The organism is Peterkaempfera podocarpi (assembly GCF_042466665.1).
In the GTDB taxonomy this organism is placed as follows: domain Bacteria; phylum Actinomycetota; class Actinomycetes; order Streptomycetales; family Streptomycetaceae; genus Peterkaempfera; species Peterkaempfera podocarpi.
Map to the genome: position 1 here is coordinate 7,732,482 of NZ_CP162102.1, position 24,307 is coordinate 7,756,788.

Below are 24,307 nucleotides of genomic sequence, written 5' to 3' on the forward strand. Positions count from 1 at the left end.
CCGGCGGACCGGAATCGTTCGGCTGTGTCGGGGTGTACCGGACCCGTCGGCGCCGCAGCAGCGACGTCCCGCGTGCACAGGGCGGGGCCGCGTCCTTCACCGCGTTGCTGCCGATCAGTGCAGGCGGCAGGGTGCGCGGCTGTCGGGTCACGTTGTGCGGAAGGGGGTGCGACGGCCATAAGCCCCTCCAGCTGACAGATCGTCACCATCGCCTGCTGCGGCCCTGCACTCACCTCACGGAGATCCCGGGCGGAGTCCGGGCGCTCAGGGGCGCCAGCAGCTGGTGACGGCTTTGGGGCCGCTGTCGATCCAGGCCTCTGCCCGGACGCATCCAACGGTGGTGCTGAGTGCGTCTCCCCATGAGTTGGAGCGGGCCTCGCCCTTGAAGCTGGAGTCGGCCTTGCGGTTGTCATCGACGCGCTGGGCGCGGACAAAGACCCGCCACTGCGGCGAGTTGGGGCCGAGAACATAGCCCCAGGCGGCGGAGCAGGAGTCCGAGTAGACAGCACCAGCGTCCCGTATGCGCGGCCGTCGGCGCGGTAGATGGGCTGCCGCTCCAGGGGGTGCTGATCGTGGCCGCATCCGGCCGCGTAGGGATCGCGGCCGTCCTGGAAGGTCCGGCCGGCCGGTGACGGCCTGCTCACGAAGGCCAGCGTGGCGATGACAGATGCGGCGACGGCGAGGATCAGGACGGAGATGTTGAAGAGGAACCGGCGGCGTCCTCCCGGGCGGGCCGAGGGTGCGTTCCCGTTGTGGGGTAATTCTGCGACGCCCTCGCGCTCAGGAGGCGGCATGGGTGGGGCGGTTTCCTCGTCGGCCTCCGGCGTCTGACCGCTTGCGTGCGTGAGCAGTTGTAAGCGCAGGTCCTCCCACCGCAGCCGCCAGGCATCCTCGGCTGCCTTGTCCGCCCCGCAGGCGCGTACAAAGCCCAGGGTGGTGGCGAGAGTGGGGAGGCGGCGCCCTTTTGCCGCCTCGGACAATGCCGTGTAGGAGACGGACGTTTGTCTGGCCATGGCGCGATAAGGCGGTTCCCCGGCGCTGCGACGCAGAATTTGAAGGTCGTGGGCGAAGCGCTGCAATGGGCCCGCGTCCGGGTCGACCGGCATCTCGGATCGTCCCAAGCCGCTCTCCTGTACCTGGTCGCTGATCGTGATGTTCGCAGTACATCGTGATTGTTCGCGCCGCGGATTTCCAGACCCTGGGCGGGCTAGAACGGAGTGGCACCAGGGCTGACGGCATGCACGCCGTGCCCGTCCGCCGACGTTCCGTCACTCCGGTTCCCACGAGGCCGGCGCACTCGCCGGTTGCCCCTGCGGTGGGCAACGGCGCGTGGACAACCGCGCCTCTCCTGAAGGGAGATATGTCCGATGCGGACCAGTACTCTCGCGCGAGTCGGCGTTGTCGCGGCAGCGACCGCCCTCCTGGCGCTGCAGGCAGGTCAGGCCGACGCCAGTGTGGCGCCGCCCCCGACCACCAGCTACAGCATCCTGTGGGGAGAGACCGACGGCACCCTGGCCGTGCAGGCTTCGCCATCAGTGAGCGCGGCGACCATCGCCACCCTGACGCCCGGGACCAATACGGTGTCACTGATCTGCCAGACCGTCCACGGAAGCACCGATGTCGGGGACGGCGGCTATTTCAGCTGGCAGTACAGCACCACATGGGACGAGATCTACCTGGCGGGGAAGGTCGGGTTCGTCTATGACCACTTCATCAACACCCCCGCCCAGGGAGCCGGCGGCTATTCGAGCGGAGTGCATGTCTGCACCGGCGGGTGACCGTCGGTGAGTGCATGAAAGGGCCGCCGGGGTCGCCTCAGCGATCGGCCCGGTGCTGACCACCGGGCCGGTCGCGTGCGCAGCTGCAGGCGCTCCGATCTGCTCCTGACTGCATCTGCCCGGACGCCGGCCGCTGCTCCGCAGCAGCGCGGCAGCCGAACGGCGTCGCCCGGGCGGGCCTCCGGGAGAGTGCCGCGAGGCGCTCGGGCTGCTGCTGAGGCGGCCCGGGCGCCTACCCTTCCTCAGAACCCGGTGCGGCGCTCGGCCTTTCACCCCGGACAGGACCCGCTGCCCCGGTGCGGTCCGTCCGCCGTTCCGGCTCGATCAGCGTCCACGGTCCGTCGGTCAGGGCCCCCGGATCCGCTTGCGCCTCCTCATCCGATCTTCGGCGTGAGATGCCAGAAGCCTTGCCACGACGTCAAATTGACGTCATGTCATAGCGGCCGCCGAGTCGACGGCGTTCCGGACCCCGGGGTGGGACCGGCTGGGTCGACAATGCCGGGCCAGGTCCGCGGTGGGGTCGATGACGTCGTCGATACGGACGCTCCCAGCGGGAGCCTCCTGCTGGGTGCAGTGGATCCGGAGCCCAGACGATTCGGGGTCAAATCACCCCAGCCGCTGGATATTCAGCTTTAAGCGGTCAGAGTCCACTGTTGCAGGCGATTGTCTGCTTTCGCTCTTGGCCTGGGCTTGTCCTTTCATGATTGCTGGATTATCTTCCTGCTCATGTGCAGTGCATACAGAGTCTTCCGGGCGTGGCCGACGGGGGAGCCCCCGCTCGTCGCACGCCTGCATGTTGACCTGTGCCACTGCAACGGCGACCTGTGTAGCGCAGTGACCCGCGTCGGACAGTGACGTCCGTTCCCGCCGTGCGCAACCTGCTGTGTGCGGCGTGCCCAGGTTGCCGGGACTCGTCCCGGCACTTCGCGCCGACGCTTCACCACCCCGGCCCGGTCGCCCGCTTCCCGCTGCTGTCCCGCTGTCGAGCGTGCGGCAGTCGCCCGACCGTGCCGGTCCACCCCGTCCCCCGGTGCCCGGCCGCGTCCGGCTGTTCCAGGAGTTCCCCTTGCCCGCCTCGCTCAAGAGATTCCCATTCTGGTCCCAGATCCTCGCGGGTCTGGTCCTCGGCGTCGTCCTCGGTCTGATCGCCCGCGACGCCGACGTCAACTGGCTGACCGAGACGCTCACCCGGATCGGCGGCACCTTCGTCCAGCTGCTCAAGCTGGCCGTTCCGCCGCTGGTGTTCACCGCCGTGCTGGTCAGTGTCGCCAACCTGCGCAACGTCACCAACGCTGCCCGGCTGGCACTGCGCACGCTGCTCTGGTTCTGCATCACATCGCTGATCGCGGTCACCATCGGACTGCTGCTCGGCCTGATCACCCAGCCCGGTGACGGCGTCCACCTGACCGCAGCCGCGCTGCCCGACGAACTGCACAAGGGCAGTTGGATCGACTTCCTCACCGGGATCATCCCCACCAACATCGTCGAGGCGTTCAGCACGCCCAACGTGCTGCAGATCGTGTTCCTCGCCGTGGTGGTCGGCGCGGCGTGCCTCGCCGTCGGGCCGAAGGCCGACCCGCTGATCGACTTCTCCAAGGTCGTGCTGGAGGTCGTCCAGAAGGCGCTGTGGTGGGTCATCCGGCTCGCGCCGCTGGGCACCCTCGGGCTGATCGGCAAGTCGGTCGCCACGTACGGCTGGGACCTGCTCAAGCCGCTCGGCACTTTCACCGTCGATGTCTACGTGGGCTGCGCCCTGGTGATGTTCGTGGTGTACCCGCTGCTGCTCGTGCTGGTCGGCAAGGTCAACCCGATCAACTACTTCAAGGGTGCATGGCCGGCCATCCAGCTCGGCTTCGTCTCCCGTTCCTCGGTGGGCACCATGCCGCTGACCCAGCGTGTGACCCAGCGGCTCGGCGTGCCCAGCGACTATGCGTCGTTCGCAGTGCCGTTCGGCGCCACCACGAAGATGGACGGGTGCGCCGCGGTCTACCCGGCCCTGGCCGCGATCTTTGTGGCGGAGGTCTACCACGTGCACCTGGGGATCGGCGACTACGTGCTGATCGCCTTCGTCTCGGTGATCGGCTCGGCCGCCACCGCGGGCCTCACCGGTGCCATCGTGATGCTGACGCTGACCCTCAGCACCGTCGGTCTGCCGCTTGAAGGCGTTGGACTGCTGCTTGCGATCGACCCGATCCTGGACATGATGCGCACCGCAACGAACGTTGCCGGGCAGGTTCTGACGCCGGTACTGGTTGCGTCGCGCGAGAAGATCCTGGACCTCGACGCATTCAACAACCCGCGCGACCTGGAGGACGCCGAGGAGCTGTCCTCCTCCGAGAGCGCGTCCGCCGAGGGTGTCCGAGAGCTCGCCGACGCCTGACGCAGAACCCCGTCGAAGCGGCCTCCGGTCTCCGGTTCTGGAGAGTGGAGGCCGCTTCGCTCTGTCTGTCTCGCCCCGACCGCAGGCCTCCCACGGCGTCAGGCCCGGGCGGGTCAACGGGGTGACGGGCCGGTGCCTCGCGGGCGGGTGTCACGCGTCCACGGGGGCGCGAGCGCGTGCTCCTCTTCCCTCTGGGGTCGGCAGCGCAGGCGACCGACAGGCTCCAGGGCACGAGCACCCTCGCTCCGCCCGGCAGCAAGCCAGGGAGGACGAGCAGGCGTCAGGCCTTACGGGAGCAGTCGGCACGGCGGCCCCCGCCTGCGCTGAGGCAGGCGGGGCCGACCGCCGTCGCGGGAGCATCACAGGTCGCCGTCGCGGATCGGACCGGCCGATCCGCGCAGCGACAAGGCAGGCCATGGCCGCCTCGGTGGCCTGTGCCAAGCCGACCGCGGCCCGGAGCGCAGGGCTCGGCCGGCAGGCCGGGACTGGCACATCCCTGCTGTGCCGAAGCCCTCGATCCCGAGGCCGCCTCTCAGGCGTGGGCCTTTGCGAAGGCGTCGCGGACGTGCACGGGGATGGTGCCTCGGGCGTTCACGGGGATGCCCTTGGCCGTGGCCCAGGCCCGCACCTCGGCCGGGGTGGGCAGGCCCTTCTCGGTTGCGCTGACGGTCTTCTGGGCGACGGTCTTCTTGGCGGCAGGCGCCTTGTCCGCGGCGGCCTTCTCGGGGGTCGCCTTCTCGGCGGTGGCCTTCTCGGGGGTCGCCTTCTCGGCGGTGGCCTTCTTGGCCGGGGCCGACTTCTCGGCGGTGGCCTTCTTGGCCGGGGTGGCCTTTTCGGCGGTCGCCTTCTTGGCCGGAGTGGCCTTCTCGGGGGCGGTCTTCTCGACCGGGGCGGCCTTCTCGGCGGTGGCCTTCTTGGCCGGTGCCGTCTTCCTGGCGGCAGCCTTCGTCACCCGAGCGGTCCGCTTTGCAGGGGCCTTCCGCGCGGGGCGCTTCGCGGCCGGCGCAGCGGTCTTCTCGACAACCGGAGCGGTTTCCACGCTCGGCGCGGTTTCCTCGGCCGGGGTCTCCACAACCTCGGTGGGCTGCTCCGCCGCCGGCTGACGCACCTCCAGATCCAGAACTGCGGTCTGCGCGGCCTCGGGCTGCGCGGGTGCCGCCTCCTCGGCCGCCGCAACCAGGTCGCGGCCGTACAGGGCGCTGAGGGCTTGGAGGACCTTCTCGATGGGATCGGTCTTCGAGTCGATGGTGAGGCGCACTCTCTCTCCTTCTTCTGGCATACGTGGGGTCGCGTGCGGTTCAGTTTCTCACTTGCACACTTCCGGGGGGACACCGAGGTTCGATATGGGTCAATGCGTGGTCGACGATCGTCGCAGCAGGAGCCCTCGAGGGCAATGATCGAGTACAAGTTTGCTGAACCGCAGGCATGTTGGGAAAGATTCCCCGGATCGGGTAAGAATCACTCGGCGCCGGCGGGATCGGGCGGCCTGTGGTTTGCGTCACGGGAGGCGGTTGAATACGGGCTCACCTGCGAGAACCTGGGTGGCACAGGGCGCAGGAACCATCGGGACGATGTGGCGTCGTCGGTGCTGTTGTCCGTGCTTCTCGCTGGTGTCGGGCAGCGTCGGCCCGGTGGCGGGCCCCGGTCATTGGCTGGGTGACCTCGTCGGGGGCGGTACTTCCGAACTGGACGCTCAGCCGTCCGATCACGGTGTTCAGGCCCGTCATTCGGCTGGCCCGGTGCACAATCCCGGTCTCCAGCCGCTCGTTCCGCGGGACGCCCGGCGCTTCCGGGAAGGCCGCTGTGGTCCTGGCTCCGCAGGGCACTTGGCCAGGCAGTCGACGGACCGCCGGACATCCGTCGCTGATCCGTCAATGACCCCGTGGGCGGCCCCGCGGACGCCGGAAACACGTGGGGGAAGGCCGGGAGCCGGGACCCTGCCGCCACCGCCCGAGGCCCCTGTAATCGCCCGGGATAAACCCCGCCGACATCGGCGGTCGTCCCGCGGTAATGGTCGACGTGGAGGAGGCCGAGGTTGTTGTCGGCCATCACGAGTGCGCGACGCCGCGCGTCGGCGACGTGTTTCTGGTGATCGACGCGGATCAAACGCGCACCGACGTCGAGGTCGAGGCGATGGCCATGGCGCCGATCCCGACTCCGGAGGTTCTGTGGCGGAAGCCGCTCGTCCTCGTGCTCGCAGCCCTCCCGGGTACGGCACCCGCCCGCCTCGGCGAGCCGTCGACCGCGTCGCCGGCGGCGTGGGCCGCGGCGGGTGCCGCCGCAGGGACGCTGCACGACGCGCCGCTGCCGCCATGGCCCGGTCGGACCCTTGACGAGCTCGCAGCGGCCCTCGACGCCGAATGCGCCTGGCTCGTCACGTCCGTCCCGCCGTGCCTACTGCGGTGCGGTCGCCCGGCGGCCGGTGACAGCGACGGCTCCGGGGGTGCTCCGGGTGCCGATCAGGGTGACCGCCCCGTCGGCGACGCCGGAGACGGCGATCCGGCAGTCCGAGTGGTGGCTGCTGAGCCAGGCCGCGAGTTCGGCGGACGGCAAGGGGTCCTGCGCCTGCTCGACGGTCCAGGCGGCGGACGTCCCGAAGACCGCCTGCTCGGTTCGCTTCAGCCAGCCCGCGACCCGTCGGCGGGAGGTCGCCGCGACCTGGTCGTGCAAGCCGGGGTCCAGCAGCGGGCCGGCCCAGTGGGCCACATCCGCCAGTGGTCCGCGCACCGTCAACTCCGACCGCCCCTTTCGGCAGAGCACCAGTTCCGCTGCGCCCTCCTCGATCCGGTGGACACTCGCCCTGGTGCCGCCGGGCAGCGGGGAAGCGCCCGCCCACATGCCCATCCCCGGCAGTGGTGCGCTGCCCCACGCCTCGCACAACTCGCCCAGCCACCTGTGGAGTTCGTGCATGTTCGCGGTCGGGCGCGCTTCCAGCACGGCCCGGGACCCCAGCGCGGCCGCGTGGCGGGCCACATCCGCGCGCGAGCAGCGGACCAGCAGCTGGGCGGAGGCGTTGGCGCCGAATTGTTCGGCCTGCTCCAGCGGCTGAAGGACCAGCAGAATGTCGTCCCTGCGGTGGTGGAAGGTCGCAGCGAGGGGCGCAGCCAGCGTCCCGACCGGCCAGTCGGCCGCCCCCGTACCGCCGGGCAGCAGCGGTGACAGCCGCCGCAGCCAGGAGCAGAGGTCAGCCGGTGTCCGGACGCGAGCTGTGACCGGGACGGCTCCTGCGGGGGCACCGGACGCCCTGGCGAGCAGGATGCGCGTACCGTGGCCGCCGGGCCGGGTGTCCGGTTCGGCCAGCGGGGCGATCTCCACGCTCGGTTCGTCCAGCCGAGCACCGCCGCTGGTCCGTACGTACAGCCCGTCGACCCGCTCGGCGGTGAGCAGGTCCGCCACACCTGCCGGGGTGAGCCCGCTGCGGAGCACCACTCCGTACGGCTGATCAGGCCACCGCAGGTCCCCCCAGACGGAATACCCGCCGGACTGCGGCCCGATCAGCTGTGCGTCGGCCCACTCCAGCCACTCGGCCATGGGGCCGTCCCCGGCCTGCCACACCAATGGATCCCGCACCGTTCCCCCTCCGGACCGAACGCCCGAGTGTACGGCCCGTGGCCCGGGACCGGCGGTCCCGGACACCGCAGGAGCTCCACCGTCGGGAAACGGTTCCGCTTCGTTCGGCCAGCTGCCCACCCGCAGCGGCCGCAGACGAGTTGCAGGAATTCTCCGCGCATGGGGATGCCGCGTCGGCCGTGACCAGAGGGCAAGGCCTTGCCGCGCCGCACCCCGTCAGCGCTTGACGCCGACCGCGCCGTACAAGGAGATCTCCTTGGCGTGCGCCGGCGGCTCGCCGTCCGGCCGCCAGAACGGCGCCTGCACCAGCCCCGGTTCCACCAGGTCCAGGCCCGCGAAGAGGTCCATCACGTCCGCCCCGCTGCGGGGCACAAAGGGCGCCGATGCCTGGTCGTAGATCTGCTTCCCCTCCGTGATCGCCTCGCGCGAGGCAAAGTCCGTCGTGGCGTGCGACAGCACCAGCGCCGACCCTGCCGGCAGCTCCGACATCAACAGCCGCACGATGTCCCCGGGCTTCTCCTGGTCACGCAGGAAGTGAAGGATCGCCACCAGCATCAGCGCCACCGGCTGCCCGAGGTCGAGGATCTTCCCGGCCTCCGCGAGCACCGCCGCGGGATCCCGCAGATCCCCCAGCATCACCTGGGTCCGCTGCCCTTCGTCGCCGTGTGCGAGCAGCGCCCTGGCGTGGGTGAGGACGATCGGGTCGTTGTCGACGTACAGCACGCGGGCGTCCGGGGCGACCTCATGCGCGACCGCGTTGGTGTTGCCCTGCGTCGGGATGCCCGTACCCACATCGAGGAACTGCCGGATGCCCAGGTCGTCGGCGGTGAAGCGCACCGCCCGGCCGAGGAAGTCCCGATTCGCCCGGGCAGTCGCCCGGGACGGCGGATACGCCTTGATGACAGCCTCCGCCGCCTCGCGGTCCGCCGGGAAGTTGTCCTTCCCGCCCAGGTAGTAGTCGTACATGCGGGCCGGGTGCGGTACATCGGTCCGCAGATCCTGTGCCACCCGCTCGTCCCACTCCCGCCATCCCGAGTCGTCGGCCATCGTGTGCCCTCCACTTCCGAACGGTCCCGGCCTGAGCGTAGCGTTGCATTCCCCCGGCGTGCGCCCCTCCCCGGCCCAACGCGCCCGGCCGCCGTCCGGTTCCAGGGGCCGCGTCTGCCAGGCGGATTCGACGGTCGGGACCCACCCGGCCGTCGCGGATGTGCGGACCTGCCGGGCTGAGCGCCGAGGGGGAGGGGCACACTTCATCTGTCGCAGTCGCATCTCCGGGAGGACCACGCATGATCACGCTCACGAAGGAAGACGGCCCTGCGGATCTGGACGGGGTGACGCATCTGTCCATCGGGGTGTCCTGGGATCCCACCGCCGGTACCAGCGGCGGCCTGATGGGCAAGATCCGCCGGAAGAGCGGTACCGACCTCGACCTGATCGCCATCGCGATGCAGGGTGCAGACCCGGTGCGGCTGGCCGGGCTCGACTCCCTGGATCCGCTGGGCAACGGCTCGTTGGTGCACAGCGGCGACAACCAGACCGGCCACGGGGACGGCGACGACGAGACGGTGACCGTCGAGTTCGGCCGGGTGCCGTCCAACATCACGGCGATCGTGTTCATCGCTGCCGCGTTCAAGCGGGGCAGCAGCTTCCAGAAGGCACGGAACGTCAGTTTCAAGGTGTACGACGCGACCGGCGGCAGCACCCAGCAGGTGGCTGACATCTGGCCGAGCCTGCTGAGCACGGACAACGGCTGTGCGGTGGCCAAGGCGATACGTCACGGCGCGAGCTGGAAGCTCCAGGTGATCAACGAGACCGGGAAGATCAAGCAGGGGGACGAGCCCGCGCTGATGCGCTTCGCCGTGAGCAAGTAGGACACGTCGCAGCGGCCCGGGGCTCGGCCCCGGGCCGCGGACATGCCGTCCGTCCCTCCGCTGCCGGGAGACCGGGGGCCGCGGCGCCGGTCCGGCCGCGGGGTGCCGACTGCTCACCCCTGACTGCTCACCCCCGACTGCTCACCCCTGACCTGGACATGCGCCGGGCCTGCCGCCGTCCCGTCAGCCCGTCGCCGTGGTCATCCGCAGCCTGCCGGGGCCGCGCCGTGGAAGGCCGTCGCGGGGCGGCCCTCCCGGCATGGTGCGGGCCCGGTCAGTCGAACTCCTCGATGTACTCCTCCGGCGGTCCCAGTTCCGGACGGTCCCGCAACTCCAGTACTCCGCCGAGCCGTTCCAACTCCAGGACCGTCACGGTGTTCTCGCCGGCGTGCAGCAGCGGCGCCGGGCAGTACAGCGTGACCTGCGGCCCGATCTCCCAGTGGCGGCCGAGCAGGAACCCGTTGACCCAGACGAGGCCGCGGCCTGATTCCGGCAGCGCGAGGAAGGTGTCCGCGGGTGTGTCGACGTGGAGCTTCGCGACGGCGAACCCGGTGTGCGTGGTCGCGGGACCGGCGGCGGCCGCTTCGGCCAGTTCCGCGGCGGACCACTCCTGGAGCGCGACCGGCATGCTGTCCCAGCCCTGCACCATGCGCCGGTCGATGAGGACGGGACCGAGCAGGCCCTTGTGCCGGCCGATAGTGGGCCCGTAGTTCACCCGGCCGACGTTCTCGACCAGGACCTCCAGCCGCACGACGTCGCCGGTTCCCCGTACGGGGAGTTCCGGTGAACCGGAATCGGCAATGCCGAGGAGGGTTCCGTCGGCGAAGACCAGCGCCCGGTCGCGTACGTCGGTCAGGACCAGCCGGTGCTCGCCCGCGGGGATGCGCGGGTGCGCGGTGTGCAGGACCATTCCGGCGTCCAGCCCCAGCTGTTCGAAGGAGGCGGGGAGCGGTGCGGTCGAGGTCGGGGCCGGGACGGCGCGGAGGCCGGCGAGCAGGTCGGTGCGGTGGACGAGCGGGACGCGGGTCGGCGGGAGGGTGGGCAACCGCTCGGGCGAGCGAAGCGGTTCCTGGGCGCCGAGCACGTCGCGCATGGCGAAGAACTTGGCGGTGAGGCTGCCGTCCTCGGCGATCGGCGCATCGGAGTCGTAGCTCGTCACGACGGGCTCGAGCCGGCCCTCGCTCTCGTTGGCTCCCGCCCACAGTCCGAAGTTGGTGCCGCCGTGCGCCATGTAGATGCTCACGCTGCCGCCGTCGGCGATGATGCCGCGGAGGGTGCTCACCGCGCTCTCCACCCCGCGGACGTGGTGCCGCTTGCCCCAGTGGTCGAACCAGCCGTTCCAGAACTCGGCCACCACAAAGGGTTCGTCCGGTCGCCGTGCCGCGAGGAGTCTGCGGGCGGCCTCCGGCCTTGAGCCCAGGGTGGCCGCCATGAGGGTTCCGGGCAGGGTGCCGCCGTCCAGCATGAGTTCGGTGGGGCCGTCGGCGGTGAACAGCAGTTCCCGGATGCCGCGACCGGCCAGGGAGTCGCGGTTCCAGCGCAGATAGGCATGGTCGTCGCCGTAGCTGCCGAACTCGTTCTCCACCTGCACCGCCACGACCGGGCCGCCCTCGCAGGTCTGGAGCGCGGCGATGCGGGGGACCAGCTCGTCGAACCAGCGGCCGACGGCCGAGGTGAACGCCGGGTCCGAGCTGCGCAGGGCGACGTCCCGGCCGGTGAGCCAGCTCGGCAGGCCGCCGTTGGACCACTCCGCGCAGATGTACGGGCCGGGCCGGACGATGACGTCGAGGCCCTCCTCGCCCACCGTGCGAATGAACCGTTCGAGGTCCCGCCAGCCGTCGAAGCGCGGCGCGTCCTCCTCGCGGGGCTGGTGGAAGTTCCAGGCCACATAGGTGTCGACCGTGTTGAGTCCCAGGTCGGCGAGGCGGCGTATCCGGTCGCGCCAGAGGTCGGGGTGCACGCGGAAGTAGTGCAGCGCCCCGGACAGGATGCGGTGGGGGACGCCGTTGCGGTACATGCGGCCCTCGCGCCAGGTGAGCGTGCTGGTGGCGGCGCCGTGCGCCGCGTCGGCCGCGGTCTGCACCGGAGGGATCTGTGTCATGGGCGGCTGAGTCACGATGGGAGCGTATGTTATCGATGACATGAGTAACAAGTGCGCTAGGATCAAGGACACGGCGTCGCGGACCCGCTGCAGGAGGGGAGCGTCATGAACGAGGACGGCGCGAAGAGACAGCCGAGCATGGCCGATGTGGCCCGGATCGCCGGGGTGTCGGCACAGACGGTTTCGCGCGCACTGCGTGGCTCGCCGAACGTCAACCCGGAGACCAGCAGGCGCGTACAGGTGGCCGTGGAACAGGTCGGCTACCGGTTCAACAGTGCGGCCAGGGCGCTCTCTTCGGGGCGCAGCCGCACCATCGGGCTGGTGCTGCTGGCCTCCGGCGGCTACTACTCGCGCTCGGCGGTCACCGCCGGTGTCGAGGCGGCGGCCGGCGCGGCCGGGTACGCGGTGAGCATCGCGACCATCTCCGCGCTGGACGTCGGCCTGATGGAGCGGTCGCTGTCCAAGCTGGCCGACCAGGGCGTCGACGGTTTTGTGATCGCTGTCCCGCTCATCTCGGTGACGCGGAAGATGGAGGACATCACCCGGGAGATCCCGACTGTCACCCTCGACGGCTCGCGGACGGCGGGCGCCCGGGTGCTCGGGATCGACCAGCGGGAGGCGGGCCGCGTGGCCACGCAGCACCTGCTTGACCTGGGCCATCGTCAGGTGTGGCACGTCTCGGGACCGGACGAGTGGATCGAGGCGCGCCAGCGCAGGCAGGGCTGGCAGGAGGCTCTGGACGCGGCCGGGATCGAGGCACCGCCGCCCCTGGAGGGCGACTGGTCGCCCGACTCCGGGTCGCCAGGGGCAGATCCTGGCCAGGATCCCGGAGGTCACCGCGGTCTTTGTGGCCAGCGACGAGATGGCCTTCGGGGTGATCCGCGCGCTGCGTGAGCGAGGCCGTTCGGTGCCCGAGGACGTGTCCATCGTGAGCGTCGACGACATCGCGCTGGCGGCCTACTGCGCGCCGCCGCTGACGGCCGTCCGGCAGGACTTCTACCGTTACGGCGCCGCGGCCGTCGCGCTGCTGCTCCAGGGGGACGACGCGGACCTCGGCGAATCGGTCGTGACGCCGTCGCTGTCGGTGCGCTCCTCCACCGCGCCGCCGCGTCCCCGCTGAGCCCCGTCCCGGCGCTCGTCTGAACCGTCTTTCGGACGCCCCTTGCATCGTCATGTGATCGATGCCATCGTACTCGTCATGTTATCGGTGCCACCGTAACAAGCCCGGATCGTCTCTGATCCCGATCCAGGGCGCGGTGGCGCGAAGTCGCGGCGGTGCGGCCCACAAGCAGGGCCGGCCCCCGGACTCGCTTCTACCGCTCGCAGTCAGGTGGGCAACTGTCCACGGGAAAGGACCTCAGATGAGGAGATCACTCGTCACCGCGGGCATTGCGGTCACGGTGCTCGGACTGCTCGCCGGCTGCTCGGCCGGCGGCAACGACAGCGCGGACTCCGGCAAGACGACCCTCAAGGTCGCCGCCCTCGAAGGCGGCTACGGCCGGGACATGTACACCCAGGTCATCAAGGCGTATGAGGCCTCGCACCCCGACATCGATGTCCAGCTGCAGATCTCGAAGAGCATCGAGGACGAGATCACGCCGAACATGAAGGCGGGCCGCTACCCGGACGTCGTCGTGCTCGGCCAGGGCCGCAAGGCCGCCCTCACCGAGACCCTCGTCAAGGACAAGGCCCTGGAGGACCTCACCCCGGTCCTGAAGGCGAAGATCCCCGGCGAGGACAAGACCGTGGGCGACAAGCTCACCAAGGGCATCGTCGGCAACCTCAACACCAACCCCTACGGTACGGACAAGACGTACCTCATGCCGATGTACTACGCGCCGACCGGCCTCTTCTACGACAAGGGCCTGTTCGCGAAGAAGGGCTGGAAGGTCCCGAGCACCTGGGACGAGATGTTCGCGCTCGGCGACACGGCCAAGAAGCAGGGCATCCCGCTCTTCACCTACCCGACCGCCGGGTACCTCGACTCGTACTTCTTCGCCCTGCTCGCCGACGTCGGCGGGGAGCAGTTCTACACCGACGTCATGACGTACAAGCAGGACGTCTGGAAGACGGACAACGCCAAGAAGGCGCTCGACATCACCGCCCGGCTGCTGAGCTACGCCGCGCCGTCCACCGTCGGGTACGCCAACGAGCAGGACTTCACCAAGAACCAGCAGTCGATCCTGGACGACAAGGCGCTGTTCATGCCGAACGGCACCTGGATCGTCGGCGAGATGGCGGACGCCCCGCGCTCCGACGGCTTCCAGTGGGGCCTGACCCCGCTGCCGGCGCTCACCGCGGGCAGCAAGCGCTACCTCACCACGTCGGTCGAGTCGGTCTGGGTGCCCACCGCCGCCGAGCACAAGGACGCGGCGGAGGACTTCATCGCCTACCTGTACTCCGACGAGGCGGCGAAGATCTTCGCCAAGTCGAACGCGATCCAGCCGATCGAGGGCATCGCGAGCAGCCTGTCCGGCGAGAACGCCGAGTTCTACAAGCTCTACGAGGACCCCTCGGTCTCCGCGCTCGTCGGCGGCTTCGCCAGCACCGCACCCGTGGAGGGCGTCGACATCAAGGGCACCCTCTTCGACAGCGCCAACAGCATCATCAGCGGCGACACCACCGAGGCCAAGTGGCAGTCCGCGCTGAACGATGCCAGCGAGAAGCTGCGCCAGGCAGGCGACTGATGTGCCGGGCGGCGACCCGGCGCACCCGGGTCGCCGCCGGCGCCTCCAAGACCCGGGAGACCCTCTCGGTTCACCCAGGACTGCTTCGTACGACCGAAGGACCGGCACGGTGACGACCCTCTCCACCCCACCCCAAGGCTCAGCGGACCACATATCCGAACCGGAGCCCTCCGCCGGGGCCACCCGGCGCGGCGCCCGGGCCCCCGCCCGGCGCCGCGGCAACACCCGCTTTGTGCTCGCCTGCCTGCTTCCCGCGCTGGTCCTCTTCGCGGTGTTCATGGTCGTCCCGACCGTGAACGTGTTCCGGATGTCGCTCTACACCTGGAGCGGGTTCTCCCCGGACATGAAGTTCGTGGGGCTGGACAACTTCTCCCACCTCCTGGACGACAAGCAGTTTGTGCGCGCGTTCCAGAACACGGTCGCGCTGCTGGTCGTGGTGACCGTGGTGACCATGGGCATGGGTCTGTTCCTCGCCGCGATCATGACCCGGCAACGGCTGCGGGCCCGCAACCTCTACCGGTTCATCCTCTACATCCCCAATGTGCTCTCGGTGGTGGTGATCGCCGCGATCTTCTCCGCCGTGTACGACCAGAAGAACGGCCTGCTCAACGGCACGCTGCGGCTGCTGTCGCTCGACAGCTGGCAGCAGGTCTGGCTCGGGAACCAGAAGGTCGTGCTCTACTCCGTCGCCATCGCGATGGTCTGGCAGTCGCTGGGCTACTACATGGTCCTCTACATGTCGAGCATGGCGAGCATCCCGGAGGAGCTCTACGAGGCCAGCGCGCTCGACGGGGCCTCCGCCACCCGGCAGTTCTTCTCCATCACGATGCCGCTCATCTGGCAGAACCTGCGCACCTCGCTGACGTTCTTCATCATGAGCGCGGTCAACCTCAGCTTCGTCCTCGTCCGCGCGATGACGGGCGGCGGGCCCGACAGCTCCTCCGAGGTCCTGCTGAGCTACATGTACAAGCAGGCGTACACGAACTCGTCGTACGGGTACGGCATGGCCATCGGTGTCGTCATCTTCGCGTTCTCGTTCCTCGTGTCGCTCCTGGTGAGCCGGGCGACGCGGCGCGAGCCCCTCCAGTTCTGAGGACAGGCACCATGACCGTGATCAACTCACCCCGCCCGCGCGCCACCCGCTCACGGATCGGCCGCACGCTCACCTATGCGCTCGTCGTCGCCCTCGCACTCGTCATCGCGGTGCCGGTCGTCTGGGTGCTGCTCGCCTCGCTCAAGAAGAAGAGCGAGTTCTTCGGCAGTCCCTGGACACTGCCCAAGGGCCTGCGCCTCCAGAACTACGTCGACGCCTTCGTCAACGCCCACATGGGGCAGTACTTCCTGACCTCGGTGTTCGTCACGGTGCTGGGGCTGGTGTTCGTCCTGGCGGTCTCCGTGCCGGCGGCCTATGTCATCGCCCGGTACGACTTCCGCGGCCGCGGCCTCGTGGAGATGGCGCTGCTCGGCGGGCTCTTCGTCAACGTCAACTACATCGTCGTACCGATCTTCCTGATGCTGGTGGACTGGGACCGCGCGCTCGTCGACGTCTTCCCCGGCGGCTTCTTCATCGACAACCCCACGGTTCTGTCGCTCGTCTACGCGGCCACCTCGATCCCCTTCACCATCTATCTGCTCACCGCGTACTTCCGGTCGATACCGGTCGAGTACGAGGAGGCCGCCGCGCTGGACGGGGCGTCCCGCTTCCGGATCATGACCAGGATCATGCTGCCGATGGCCCGGCCGGCGGTCACCACGGTGATCCTGTTCAACTTCCTCGCCTACTGGAACGACTTCATCATCTCGCTCACCCTGCTCCCCGGCGAGGGCAAGACGCTGCAGGTCGGCCTGCTCAACCTGTTCACCGCACAGAAGGCGGCGGCCGACTACGGGCGGCTCTACGCCGGCATGGTCATCGTCATCGTCCCGGTCCTCATCGTCTACGCCGTCATCCAGCGGCGGCTCATCGAGGGCATGGCATCCGGCGGAGTCAAGGGCTGATGGGCCCCCGCTGCACCAGCGGAAGGAGACCGACATGAAGGATTCGATGCGCACGGCGCTGCTCGTCGCCGTCCGGCTGCTCGTCGCGGCGGTCTGTGTGGCCCTGGTCGTGGTCGAGCGGACGACGGTCGGCTGGGGACACCTCCTGGTCATGCTCGCCGCGCTCGCCGGGCTGCTGGCCCTGCTCGCCACGTACAACCGGCGGTTCCGGTGACCGCGGCCGCCGCGTCCGCACGGGCGCTGGCCGAGATCCGGCCGAGCAAGCGGCAACTCGCCTGGCAGGAGATGGAGTTCTACGGGTTCATCCACTTCGGGATGAACACGATGACCGACCGGGAGTGGGGCGAGGGCCACGACGACCCGGCCGGGTTCGACCCGGGCGACCTCGACGCCGACCAGTGGGTCTCGGCCCTCAAGAGCGCCGGGATGACCGGTGTGATCCTGACCTGCAAGCACCACGACGGGTTCGGCCTGTGGCCCAGCGACGCCACCGACTACACGGTCGCCGCGTCGCCCTGGCGGGGCGGCCGGGGCGATGTGGTCGCGGAGGTCGCCGACGCGGCCCGGCGGCACGGCCTGCGGTTCGGGATCTACCTGTCCCCGTGGGACCGCACCGAGGCCTCCTACGGTTCCGGCACCGCCTATGACGACTTCTACGTCGCCCAGCTCACCGAACTCCTCACCCGCTACGGACCGGTGTTCTCCGTGTGGCTGGACGGCGCCAACGGTGAGGGCCCGAACGGCAAGCGCCAACTCTACGACTGGGAGCGCTACTACGCGGTGGTCCGCGAGTTGCAGCCGGACGCGGTCATCAGCGTCTGCGGGCCCGACGTCCGCTGGTGCGGCAACGAGGCCGGGGACACCCGACCCGACGAGTGGAGCGTGGTGCCCCGCTCCCTGCAGGACGCCGAGCGGATCGCGTCCCGCTCGCAGCAGGCCGACGACGGTGCCTTCTCCCGGCTTGTACGCAGCGACGAACGCGACCTGGGCAGCCGCGCCGCACTGGCCGGACACGAGGACGACCTGGTCTGGTACCCGGCCGAGGTCAACACCTCGATCCGCCCCGGCTGGTTCCACCACCCCGCCGAGGACACCGAGGTCCGGTCCGCGGACGAGCTGTTCCAGATCTACCTGCGGGCCGTCGGCGGCAACTCCAGCTTCCTGCTCAATGTGCCGCCGGCCAGGGACGGGCGTCTGCGGGACGCCGATGTGGCGGCGCTCGAGGGGCTCGGGCAGCTCATCGAGGACTTCCGGGCGCGGCGGATCGAGGCGACCGTGACGGTCTCCTCCGGTACGCCGGGCGACGTCGCGACCGCCTGGCCCGGAACGGCACGTACGCCGTGGCAGCCCAACGGTACGGACCCACGGCCCGCTGTGACGCTCGCATTCGCCCGGCCGCACCTGCTCGAGGCGGTCGTCCTGGGCGAGGACATCACACAGGGGCAGCGCATCGAGCATGTCGTCGTCCAGGGCCGGCGAGGGGGCGAGTGGACGACGCTCGCCGAGGCGAACGCGGTGGGCCACCAGAGGATCCTGACGTTCCCCCGGACCGAGGCCGACGCCGTCATGGTGACGGTGACCGAGGCCCGGGAGACACCCGTCGTCGCCAGGGTGGCCGCGATCGGGGCCGGCTCGTGAAGGGCGCGATGGCCAGGCCGGGTAGTACCCGCAGGCCGGGTGCCGGGAAGGGGACGGGCGCCTCCCGCGCGCCGGGCGCCGGCCGGGGAAACGGCGACTCGGGCAAGGCCGGCGCCGGGCGGCGAACCGGTGCCTCCGGCAAGGCGGGCGCCGGGAGGGGCCCGACGGCCTCCCGGGGGCCGGGCCCCTCCCGAAGGCCGTCGCGCCGGGTGGTCGTCCTGCTCACCGGGGTGTGCCTCATCCTCGCCGTGCTGACGGTCACCGCGGTGACGACCCTCGGCGGCCACCAGCACAACAAGGCCGCGGACGAGGTCGCCTCGCTGGACGGGCACCCCGTCACCCGCGACGAACTGCTCTTCCACATGCGCCGGCTCGCGCCGACCGTGCAGAACGAACTGCGCAGCAGGTACCACCTCCAGGGCACCTTCAGCTGGAACGCGAAGACCGGTGACAGGACCGCCCTCCAGCAGCTCGAGACCCGTGCGCTGGACGAGATCTGGCAGGACAAGACCACACTCGTTCTCGCCGAGGAGCAGGGCCTGGTCGACTCCGTGGACTACGCGGACTTCCTCGCCGAACGGACCGAGGAGAACACCGCCCGCGCCCAGGCCATCGCCGCGGGCCAGACCGTCTACGGCCTCTCGGAGTTCTCCCCCGAGGAGTACTACACGCACCGGCTCACCGAACTCACCACGAGTCTGAAGGACAAGCTCAGCGCAGGCACCGGCGCCCCGCTGCGGGTCACCGACGCCGAGGTCCGGAAGGCCTTCGACGCGGACCGGGGCGACTGGAGCGCCGGCGCGACGACCTACACATACTCGCAGCTCGTCGTGCGGACACCCGACGGCGCATCCGCGCACTACGCCACCGACCTGCAGCAGCGGGTGAAGGCCGCAGGACACCTCGCGGCCGTCACCGGGGTGCCGGACGCCAGGCTGACCACCGGTACGTACGGCGGCAGTGGCTCCACCGGGCTGAACGCCCACGACCAGGACCTCATGGCCGTGCTCGGCAAGCTCAGCACGGATCAGGTCTCCGCCCCGGTCAAGGGCACCGACCAGATCACCTACTACGAACTCGACGACAAGAAGGTCGACGAGGACAAGGCATTCGCCGACTACTCCCAGCGGATCCGGCAGTCGCTCGTCGAGAAGAAGTTCACCGAGTACCTGCAACGCCGGGTCGACAAGGCCGACACCCATGTCGACACCGGGGCGGTGGACGCCATCAACGCGAAGGATGTGCAGCAATGAGACCAGTCGCCATCGAACCACCACGTGCGAGCAGGGAGGTCCCCAAGCGCCGGCGGATCTCGGTGCGCTCGCTCCGCACGGGCCTCACCGCCCTGTTCGCCGCAGTGCTCGTCGGATCGCTCGCCCCCGCCGCGCATGCGGCCGCGGCCCCGAAGCACGCGTCCACCGCCGCCTCCCCGTCTGCCGCGGCGCCGTCCTGGCCGGGCAACACGCCGAACAGAACCGGTGGCAGGGACTACTACCTCGACGCCACGCACGGTCACGACAGTGCGGCCGGCACCTCGCCCAGGGCCGCCTGGCGCACCCTGGCCAAGGCCAACGCCACGACGTTCAGGCCCGGCGACCGGATCCTGCTCAAGGCCGGCGAGCAGTGGCAGGACGAGCAGCTGTGGCCGAAGGGCTCCGGCAGCTCGGGCAAGCCGATCACGATCTCGGCGTACGGCGACGCGCACGCCGGGCGGCCCTACATCGCGACCAACGGCAATGTGCCGAGCCCGTTCAACGCGGACGGCACCAAGAACCCCCAGACCGTCGGTCTCACCGGCGCCATCGTGCTGCGCAACCAGCAGTACTGGGACATCAACAACGTCGAGCTCTCCAACGACGACGACTTCGCGACCAACATCACCAAGGGGACGTACGTCCGCGACGGAATCATGGTCTCGATCAACGCCGACCTCCTGAAGGACGGCGAGGACAGCATCATGGACCACTTCCGCATATCGGACATCTTCGTCCACAACCTGGACGGCCCGAGCAGCTGGCAGAAGATCCACTACGGCGCCGTCGACTTCCAGGTCTTCGGCAGCCACAACTACAAGGACTACGGCACCGGCGGCTACTACTTCAAGGACGTCCGGATCGAGGACAACACCTTCGAGAACGTCGAACTGCACGCCGTCCAGTTCGCGTTCAACTGGTTCGCTGCCGACAGTGCGGACTCCGGCCAGTACGACGACAGCGGGAAGTGGCACGAGGGCTGGGAGCAGCTGTGGGTGCGCACCCGCGACCTGTACAGCCGTGACGTCTACATCGGCCACAACTACGCCGAGAGCATCGGCCAGGGCGCGTTCCAGCTCGCCGACACCAAGCACATGACGGTCGAGTACAACGAGGTCAACGGCTTCCTGAAGCGCTATGACGCGGTGTCCTGCGCGCTCTACCTGTGGGCGGGCGCCGACTCGACCATGCAGTACAACGAGGTCTACGACGGTCCCAACAACGAGTACGACGGCACCCCCTGGGACCTGGAGTACACCAACTTCAACGTCACGTACCAGTACAACTACTCGCACGACAACGCGGCGGGCTGGATGGCCTACATGGGCAACAGCTCCAACTCCGTGGCCCGCTACAACCTGAGCGTCAACGACAACGGCGTGCTCGTGAAGAACATGCTGTCGTCGAACTACGCGCCGACCTACTTCACCAACAACACCTTCGTCTACGACGGCGCCGACCTCGACTACGTCCATGACGAGACGTTCCTGAGCCGGGTCTACTTCCTGAACAACATCTTCTACAACACCTCGAAGACGACGGCGACCCCCTGGTACCGCAGAACCGGCGCCCTGCGGCAGGCCGTCTTCTCCAACAACGACTACTACGAGGCGAGCGGCACCCACTCCACCCAGGAGCCGGCCGACCCCGACGGGCTGCGGGCCGATCCGAAGTTCACCGGTGACCCCGCCGACTACGTCACCGGTGCGGGCGTGGACCGGATCCGCACGGCCGCGGCGCACTTCTCGCTGCGCAAGGACTCGCCGCTGATCGACGCGGGCCGCTACAACACCCACCTGGGCACCGAGGACTTCCTCGGCACGCACCTCTACTACGGTGACGCACCGGACATGGGCATCGCCGAGACCCGGATCGGCCGCCGAGTCGCCCACCCGGTGGACAACGACCCGATCGAGGACGAGACCGACAACCGCGTCGACCTGGCCCTCGGCAAGCCGGTCACCGCCAGCTCCACCCACCCCGGGGCCAACGGCGCGCTCGGCGCGGAGAAGCTGACCGACGGCGACCTCACGACCCGCTGGGCGGCGGCGGACGACGCGTCCTACCCGATCACCCTCGACGTCGACTTCGGCGCGGACACCGCCTTCGACCAGGTCTACCTGGACGAGTACACCGACTCGGGCACCAACCCGCGGGTGCAGTCCTTCGACCTCCAGCGGTGGGACGCCGCCACCGGCACCTGGGTGACCTTCGCCAGCCGTGACACCGGCATCGGCCACGACCTCACCGTGACCGGCTTCGGCACCGTCACCACCTCCAAGCTCCGAGTGGCCCTCACCGGCCAGATCGCCACGGAGCAGTACACCCCGACCCTGACGGAGATCTCGGCCTACCACACCGGCGCGTAACCCGGACGGGACCACTCCCACGGCCACCGGCGGGTGGACGCCACGGCGTCCACCCGCCTCTCGATCAGGCGCGGCGGTAGGGCGTGAACGTGACTGCGGGCGGGCTGCTCGTGCAGGCCGGGGTGCCGCTCGGTGAACCTCCGGCGGCCGGGCCTTCCCGCGTCTCCGGTCAGCTTCGCGAACGGCCCGCCTGCTGCGCCGAAGGGCTCTGCGCGAACCGGAGCACATTGCCGTACGGGTCGATGACCTGCAACGTAGGCCCGCCGGGCGCATCCATGTCGATCCCGGGCCGGAGCGGCGCGTTCGGCCGGGCGAGCAGCTCCTTGTGCAGTCCGACCACATCCCTGACCGGGAAACACACCACACCGTTGGGGCTCCCGTCGCCGTGGTGCTCCGACAGATGCAGCACGGCCGCCGCGCGGGAGACCTGCGCATACAGCAGCCCGTCGGTGACACCCCCTGCTGTCGAATCAGCAGGGGCGCCGCTGTGGCGGCCGAGCGCCGGAGTGCGTCGGCGGCGTCCGGATTGCCCGGTCAGCGGTCGGAGAGGGCCTGCTCGCACCAGATGGTCTTGCCGTAGCTGTTCTGGCGGGTTCCCCAGCGCTGGGTGAGCTGGGCGACCAGCAGCAGCCCGCGGCCGCCCTCGTCCCAGGTACGGGCACGGCGCAGGTGCGGGGCGGTGTTGCTGGCGTCGGAGGTCTCGCAGATCAGCACGCGGTCGCGGATCAGCCTGAGGGTGATGGGTGGGGCGCCGTAGCGGATGGCGTTGGTGACCAGTTCGCTGACCACCAGCTCGGTGGTGAACAGCGCATCGGTCAGGCCCCACTCGTCGAGCTGCTCGCAGGCCAGCTTCCGGGCCCACACGACCATGGCCGGGTCGGCGGGGATCTCCCAGGACGCGACCTGTCCAGAGGACAGTGCCTTGGTGCGGGCGAGGAGCAGAGCCACGTCGTCGGTGAGGCCGTCGGCGCCCATGGCGTCGACCGCGGCGCTGCAGGCCTTGTCCAGCGAGGGCTCGGGCCGGGTCAGCACCTGGCCCAGCCGGGCCAGGCCCTGGTCGATGTCGCGGTTGCGGGACTCGACCAGGCCGTCCGTGAACATGGCGAGGACGCTGCCCTCCTCCACCTGCAGTTCGGTGGTCTCGAAGGGCAGACCGCCGATGCCCAGCGGAGGGCCGACGTGTCCGTGGACCGTTGCCGCCGTGCCGTTGGAGATGATCAGCGGGTAGAGGTGGCCGGCGCTGGCCAGCGCGCAGCTGCGGGAGATCGGGTCGTACACGGCGTAGACGCAGGTGGCGCCGAGTTCGTCGGAGCCGGCGCCCGCGCCGGCCGGGTCCTCCTCGTCGGCCAGGCGGATGACCAGGTCGTCGAGCTGGGTGAGGAGTTCGCCGGGCGGCAGGTCGACGTCAGCGAGGGTGCGTACGGCGGTGCGCAGCCGGCCCATGGTGGCCGCGGCAGGGATGCCGTGGCCGACGACATCGCCGATGACCAGGGCGACCCGGAGTCCGGACAGCGGGATCACATCGAACCAGTCGCCGCCCACGCCGGCCTGTGCGTCGGCGGGCAGGTAGCAGAAGGCGGCCTCGACGGCCGGCTGGGCGGGGAGGCGCTGCAGCAGGACGCTGCGCTGCAGGGCGAGGGAGACGGCGCGCTCATGGGTGTAGCGGTGCGCGTTGTCGATGGCCAGGGAGGCTTTGGCGGAGAGCTCCTCAGCGAAGGACCGGTCCTCGTCCTCGAAGGGCTCGCGTCCGTGCGCCCGCCAGAAGACGACCACTCCGAGCGGCGTCTCCCGGGCCCGGAGCGGTGCGGTGATCCGTGAGCGCATCCCGTAGGCCAGCAGCCGGTCGCGCTGCTCGGAGCAGTGCCCGTCGGCCGCGGTGGCGGCGGACAGGTCGGACTCCAGGGTCACCACCCCGTCGACGGTCTCCGCCAGGGACGGCCCGGCCGGAATCTCCGTACCTGCCGGGTACAGCGGGGGATCGCCGCGGATGCCCCCGATCCCCACTCGCCGCAGCCGGTTGTGGCCCCCGGCGGTCGGCTCCCGGCCCTCCACCAGTGCCGACGAGAGGTCCACGGTGACAAAGTCCGCGAAGCGGGGTACCGCCACGCGGGCCAGTTCTTCGGCAGTGCGGGTCACATCCAGCGTGGAACCCACGGCCACACTGGTGTCATATAGGAGTTCGAGCCGCAGGCGAGCCTGCTCCGCCTTGCGCCACTGGAAGCGACCCCGGGCGGCCATCTGCGAAACCGCCGCCCCAATGATCAGCAGCAGGGCGCTGGTCTGGGAGTCGTAGAGCTTGTTGGTCTCCAGGTGGCCCCACGGAGGCGTGAAGAAGAAGTCGAACCAGACTGCGGCGGACAGCGCGGCCAGCATGCCCGTCGTGCGATAACCCGTAGCGGCCACGGCGACCACCACCGCCACCATGACCAGGGCTTCACCCACCGAGGAGAAGTACGCCCGGAACGGCACGAGAAGAACCGCGGCAAGCAGCGGCCCCAGCAGGGCGCAGATCACCGCCCCCCAGTGCCTCCTCTTGCGCACCACAGACGCTATCTACCACCACCTGGAGCCGTCGACACTGCAGGGGACCCAAAACCTGGGCCACGTTTCCTGAGCCCCCGGCAGGAGGGCCGGGGATCGGCCGGCGTCATCGCCGGCACGC

General features: G+C 69.9%; 17 protein-coding genes and 2 pseudogenes. 12 read left to right on the forward strand and 7 right to left on the reverse strand.

The genetic code is table 11. The features are described from left to right. Positions 1-264 precede the first annotated feature (264 nt). Positions 265-582: a hypothetical protein gene (locus tag AB0761_RS33815; RefSeq protein ID WP_377273062.1), complete on the reverse strand. Its 318-nt coding sequence runs from the start codon at positions 580-582 to the stop codon at positions 265-267. 785 nt (positions 583-1,367) lie between these two features. On the opposite strand from AB0761_RS33815, the gene AB0761_RS33820 reads away from it, so the two are divergent. Continuing rightward, positions 1,368-1,778: a hypothetical protein gene (locus AB0761_RS33820; RefSeq protein WP_377273063.1), complete on the forward strand. Its 411-nt coding sequence runs from the start codon at positions 1,368-1,370 to the stop codon at positions 1,776-1,778. Between the two features lie 1,066 nt (positions 1,779-2,844). Further along, positions 2,845-4,158, forward strand: coding sequence for a dicarboxylate/amino acid:cation symporter (locus AB0761_RS33825; RefSeq protein WP_377273064.1), 1,314 nt, complete (start codon positions 2,845-2,847; stop codon positions 4,156-4,158). A gap of 532 nt (positions 4,159-4,690) precedes the next feature. Here AB0761_RS33825 and AB0761_RS33830 read toward each other — a convergent pair. Continuing rightward, a complete protein-coding gene (locus tag AB0761_RS33830) occupies positions 4,691-5,416 on the reverse strand; it encodes a hypothetical protein (protein WP_377273065.1) in 726 nt (241 codons plus the stop codon). A 761-nt stretch (positions 5,417-6,177) separates the two neighbouring features. Between AB0761_RS33830 and AB0761_RS33835 the strand changes: the two are divergent. Next, positions 6,178-6,540: pseudogene (locus AB0761_RS33835) on the forward strand (aminoglycoside phosphotransferase family protein); the annotation flags it as partial. 12 nt (positions 6,541-6,552) lie between these two features. On the opposite strand, the gene AB0761_RS33840 reads toward AB0761_RS33835, so the two are convergent. Both AB0761_RS33840 and AB0761_RS33845 read right to left on the reverse strand, forming a co-directional pair. Beyond that, positions 6,553-7,689, reverse strand: coding sequence for a hypothetical protein (locus AB0761_RS33840; RefSeq protein ID WP_377274561.1), 1,137 nt, complete (start codon positions 7,687-7,689; stop codon positions 6,553-6,555). 255 nt (positions 7,690-7,944) lie between these two features. Beyond that, entirely contained in the window at positions 7,945-8,775 is an 831-nt protein-coding gene (locus tag AB0761_RS33845) for an SAM-dependent methyltransferase (RefSeq protein WP_377273066.1), read from the reverse strand. Positions 8,776-9,014: 239 nt separating this feature from the next. Here AB0761_RS33845 and AB0761_RS33850 point away from each other — a divergent pair, with 239 nt between their 5' ends. After that, positions 9,015-9,599: a TerD family protein gene (locus AB0761_RS33850; protein WP_377273067.1), complete on the forward strand. Its 585-nt coding sequence runs from the start codon at positions 9,015-9,017 to the stop codon at positions 9,597-9,599. Positions 9,600-9,873: 274 nt separating this feature from the next. Here AB0761_RS33850 and AB0761_RS33855 read toward each other — a convergent pair whose 3' ends face one another. Continuing rightward, complete coding sequence (locus AB0761_RS33855; RefSeq protein WP_377273068.1) at positions 9,874-11,700, reverse strand: glycoside hydrolase family 35 protein; 1,827 nt, start codon at positions 11,698-11,700, stop codon at positions 9,874-9,876. Positions 11,701-11,805: 105 nt separating this feature from the next. Here AB0761_RS33855 and AB0761_RS33860 point away from each other — a divergent pair. From AB0761_RS33860 to AB0761_RS33895, 8 genes and pseudogenes are all read left to right on the forward strand, one after another. Further along, a pseudogene (locus tag AB0761_RS33860) lies at positions 11,806-12,820 on the forward strand (LacI family DNA-binding transcriptional regulator). A 241-nt stretch (positions 12,821-13,061) separates the two neighbouring features. Next, entirely contained in the window at positions 13,062-14,387 is a 1,326-nt protein-coding gene (locus tag AB0761_RS33865) for a carbohydrate ABC transporter substrate-binding protein (RefSeq protein ID WP_377273069.1), read from the forward strand. Positions 14,388-14,496: 109 nt separating this feature from the next. Beyond that, positions 14,497-15,480, forward strand: a complete 984-nt coding sequence (locus AB0761_RS33870; RefSeq protein ID WP_377273070.1) for a carbohydrate ABC transporter permease — start codon at positions 14,497-14,499, stop codon at positions 15,478-15,480. 11 nt (positions 15,481-15,491) lie between these two features. Continuing rightward, on the forward strand, positions 15,492-16,385 hold the full coding sequence (locus tag AB0761_RS33875; RefSeq protein WP_377273071.1) for a carbohydrate ABC transporter permease: 894 nt from the start codon (positions 15,492-15,494) through the stop codon (positions 16,383-16,385). A 34-nt stretch (positions 16,386-16,419) separates the two neighbouring features. Continuing rightward, the gene (locus tag AB0761_RS33880; protein WP_377273072.1) at positions 16,420-16,599 is read left to right on the forward strand and encodes a DUF6903 family protein; all 180 of its coding nucleotides are present in this window, start codon (positions 16,420-16,422) and stop codon (positions 16,597-16,599) included. Continuing rightward, complete coding sequence (locus AB0761_RS33885; protein ID WP_377273073.1) at positions 16,596-18,023, forward strand: alpha-L-fucosidase; 1,428 nt, start codon at positions 16,596-16,598, stop codon at positions 18,021-18,023. Before AB0761_RS33880 ends, AB0761_RS33885 begins: the two co-directional genes overlap by 4 nt. 209 nt (positions 18,024-18,232) lie before the next feature. Further along, positions 18,233-19,276, forward strand: coding sequence for a hypothetical protein (locus tag AB0761_RS33890; protein ID WP_377273074.1), 1,044 nt, complete (start codon positions 18,233-18,235; stop codon positions 19,274-19,276). Then, positions 19,273-21,645 carry a discoidin domain-containing protein gene (locus AB0761_RS33895; protein WP_377273075.1) on the forward strand — a complete coding sequence of 791 codons (2,373 nt, stop codon included), beginning with the start codon at positions 19,273-19,275 and terminating at the stop codon, positions 21,643-21,645. Before AB0761_RS33890 ends, AB0761_RS33895 begins: the two co-directional genes overlap by 4 nt. A gap of 169 nt (positions 21,646-21,814) precedes the next feature. Here AB0761_RS33895 and AB0761_RS33900 read toward each other — a convergent pair whose 3' ends face one another. Both AB0761_RS33900 and AB0761_RS33905 read right to left on the reverse strand, forming a co-directional pair. Then, positions 21,815-22,207, reverse strand: coding sequence for a glyoxalase superfamily protein (locus AB0761_RS33900; RefSeq protein ID WP_377273076.1), 393 nt, complete (start codon positions 22,205-22,207; stop codon positions 21,815-21,817). After that, positions 22,180-24,189 carry a SpoIIE family protein phosphatase gene (locus tag AB0761_RS33905; RefSeq protein ID WP_377273077.1) on the reverse strand — a complete coding sequence of 670 codons (2,010 nt, stop codon included), beginning with the start codon at positions 24,187-24,189 and terminating at the stop codon, positions 22,180-22,182. Before AB0761_RS33905 ends, AB0761_RS33900 begins: the two co-directional genes overlap by 28 nt. Positions 24,190-24,307: the final 118 nt, after the last annotated feature.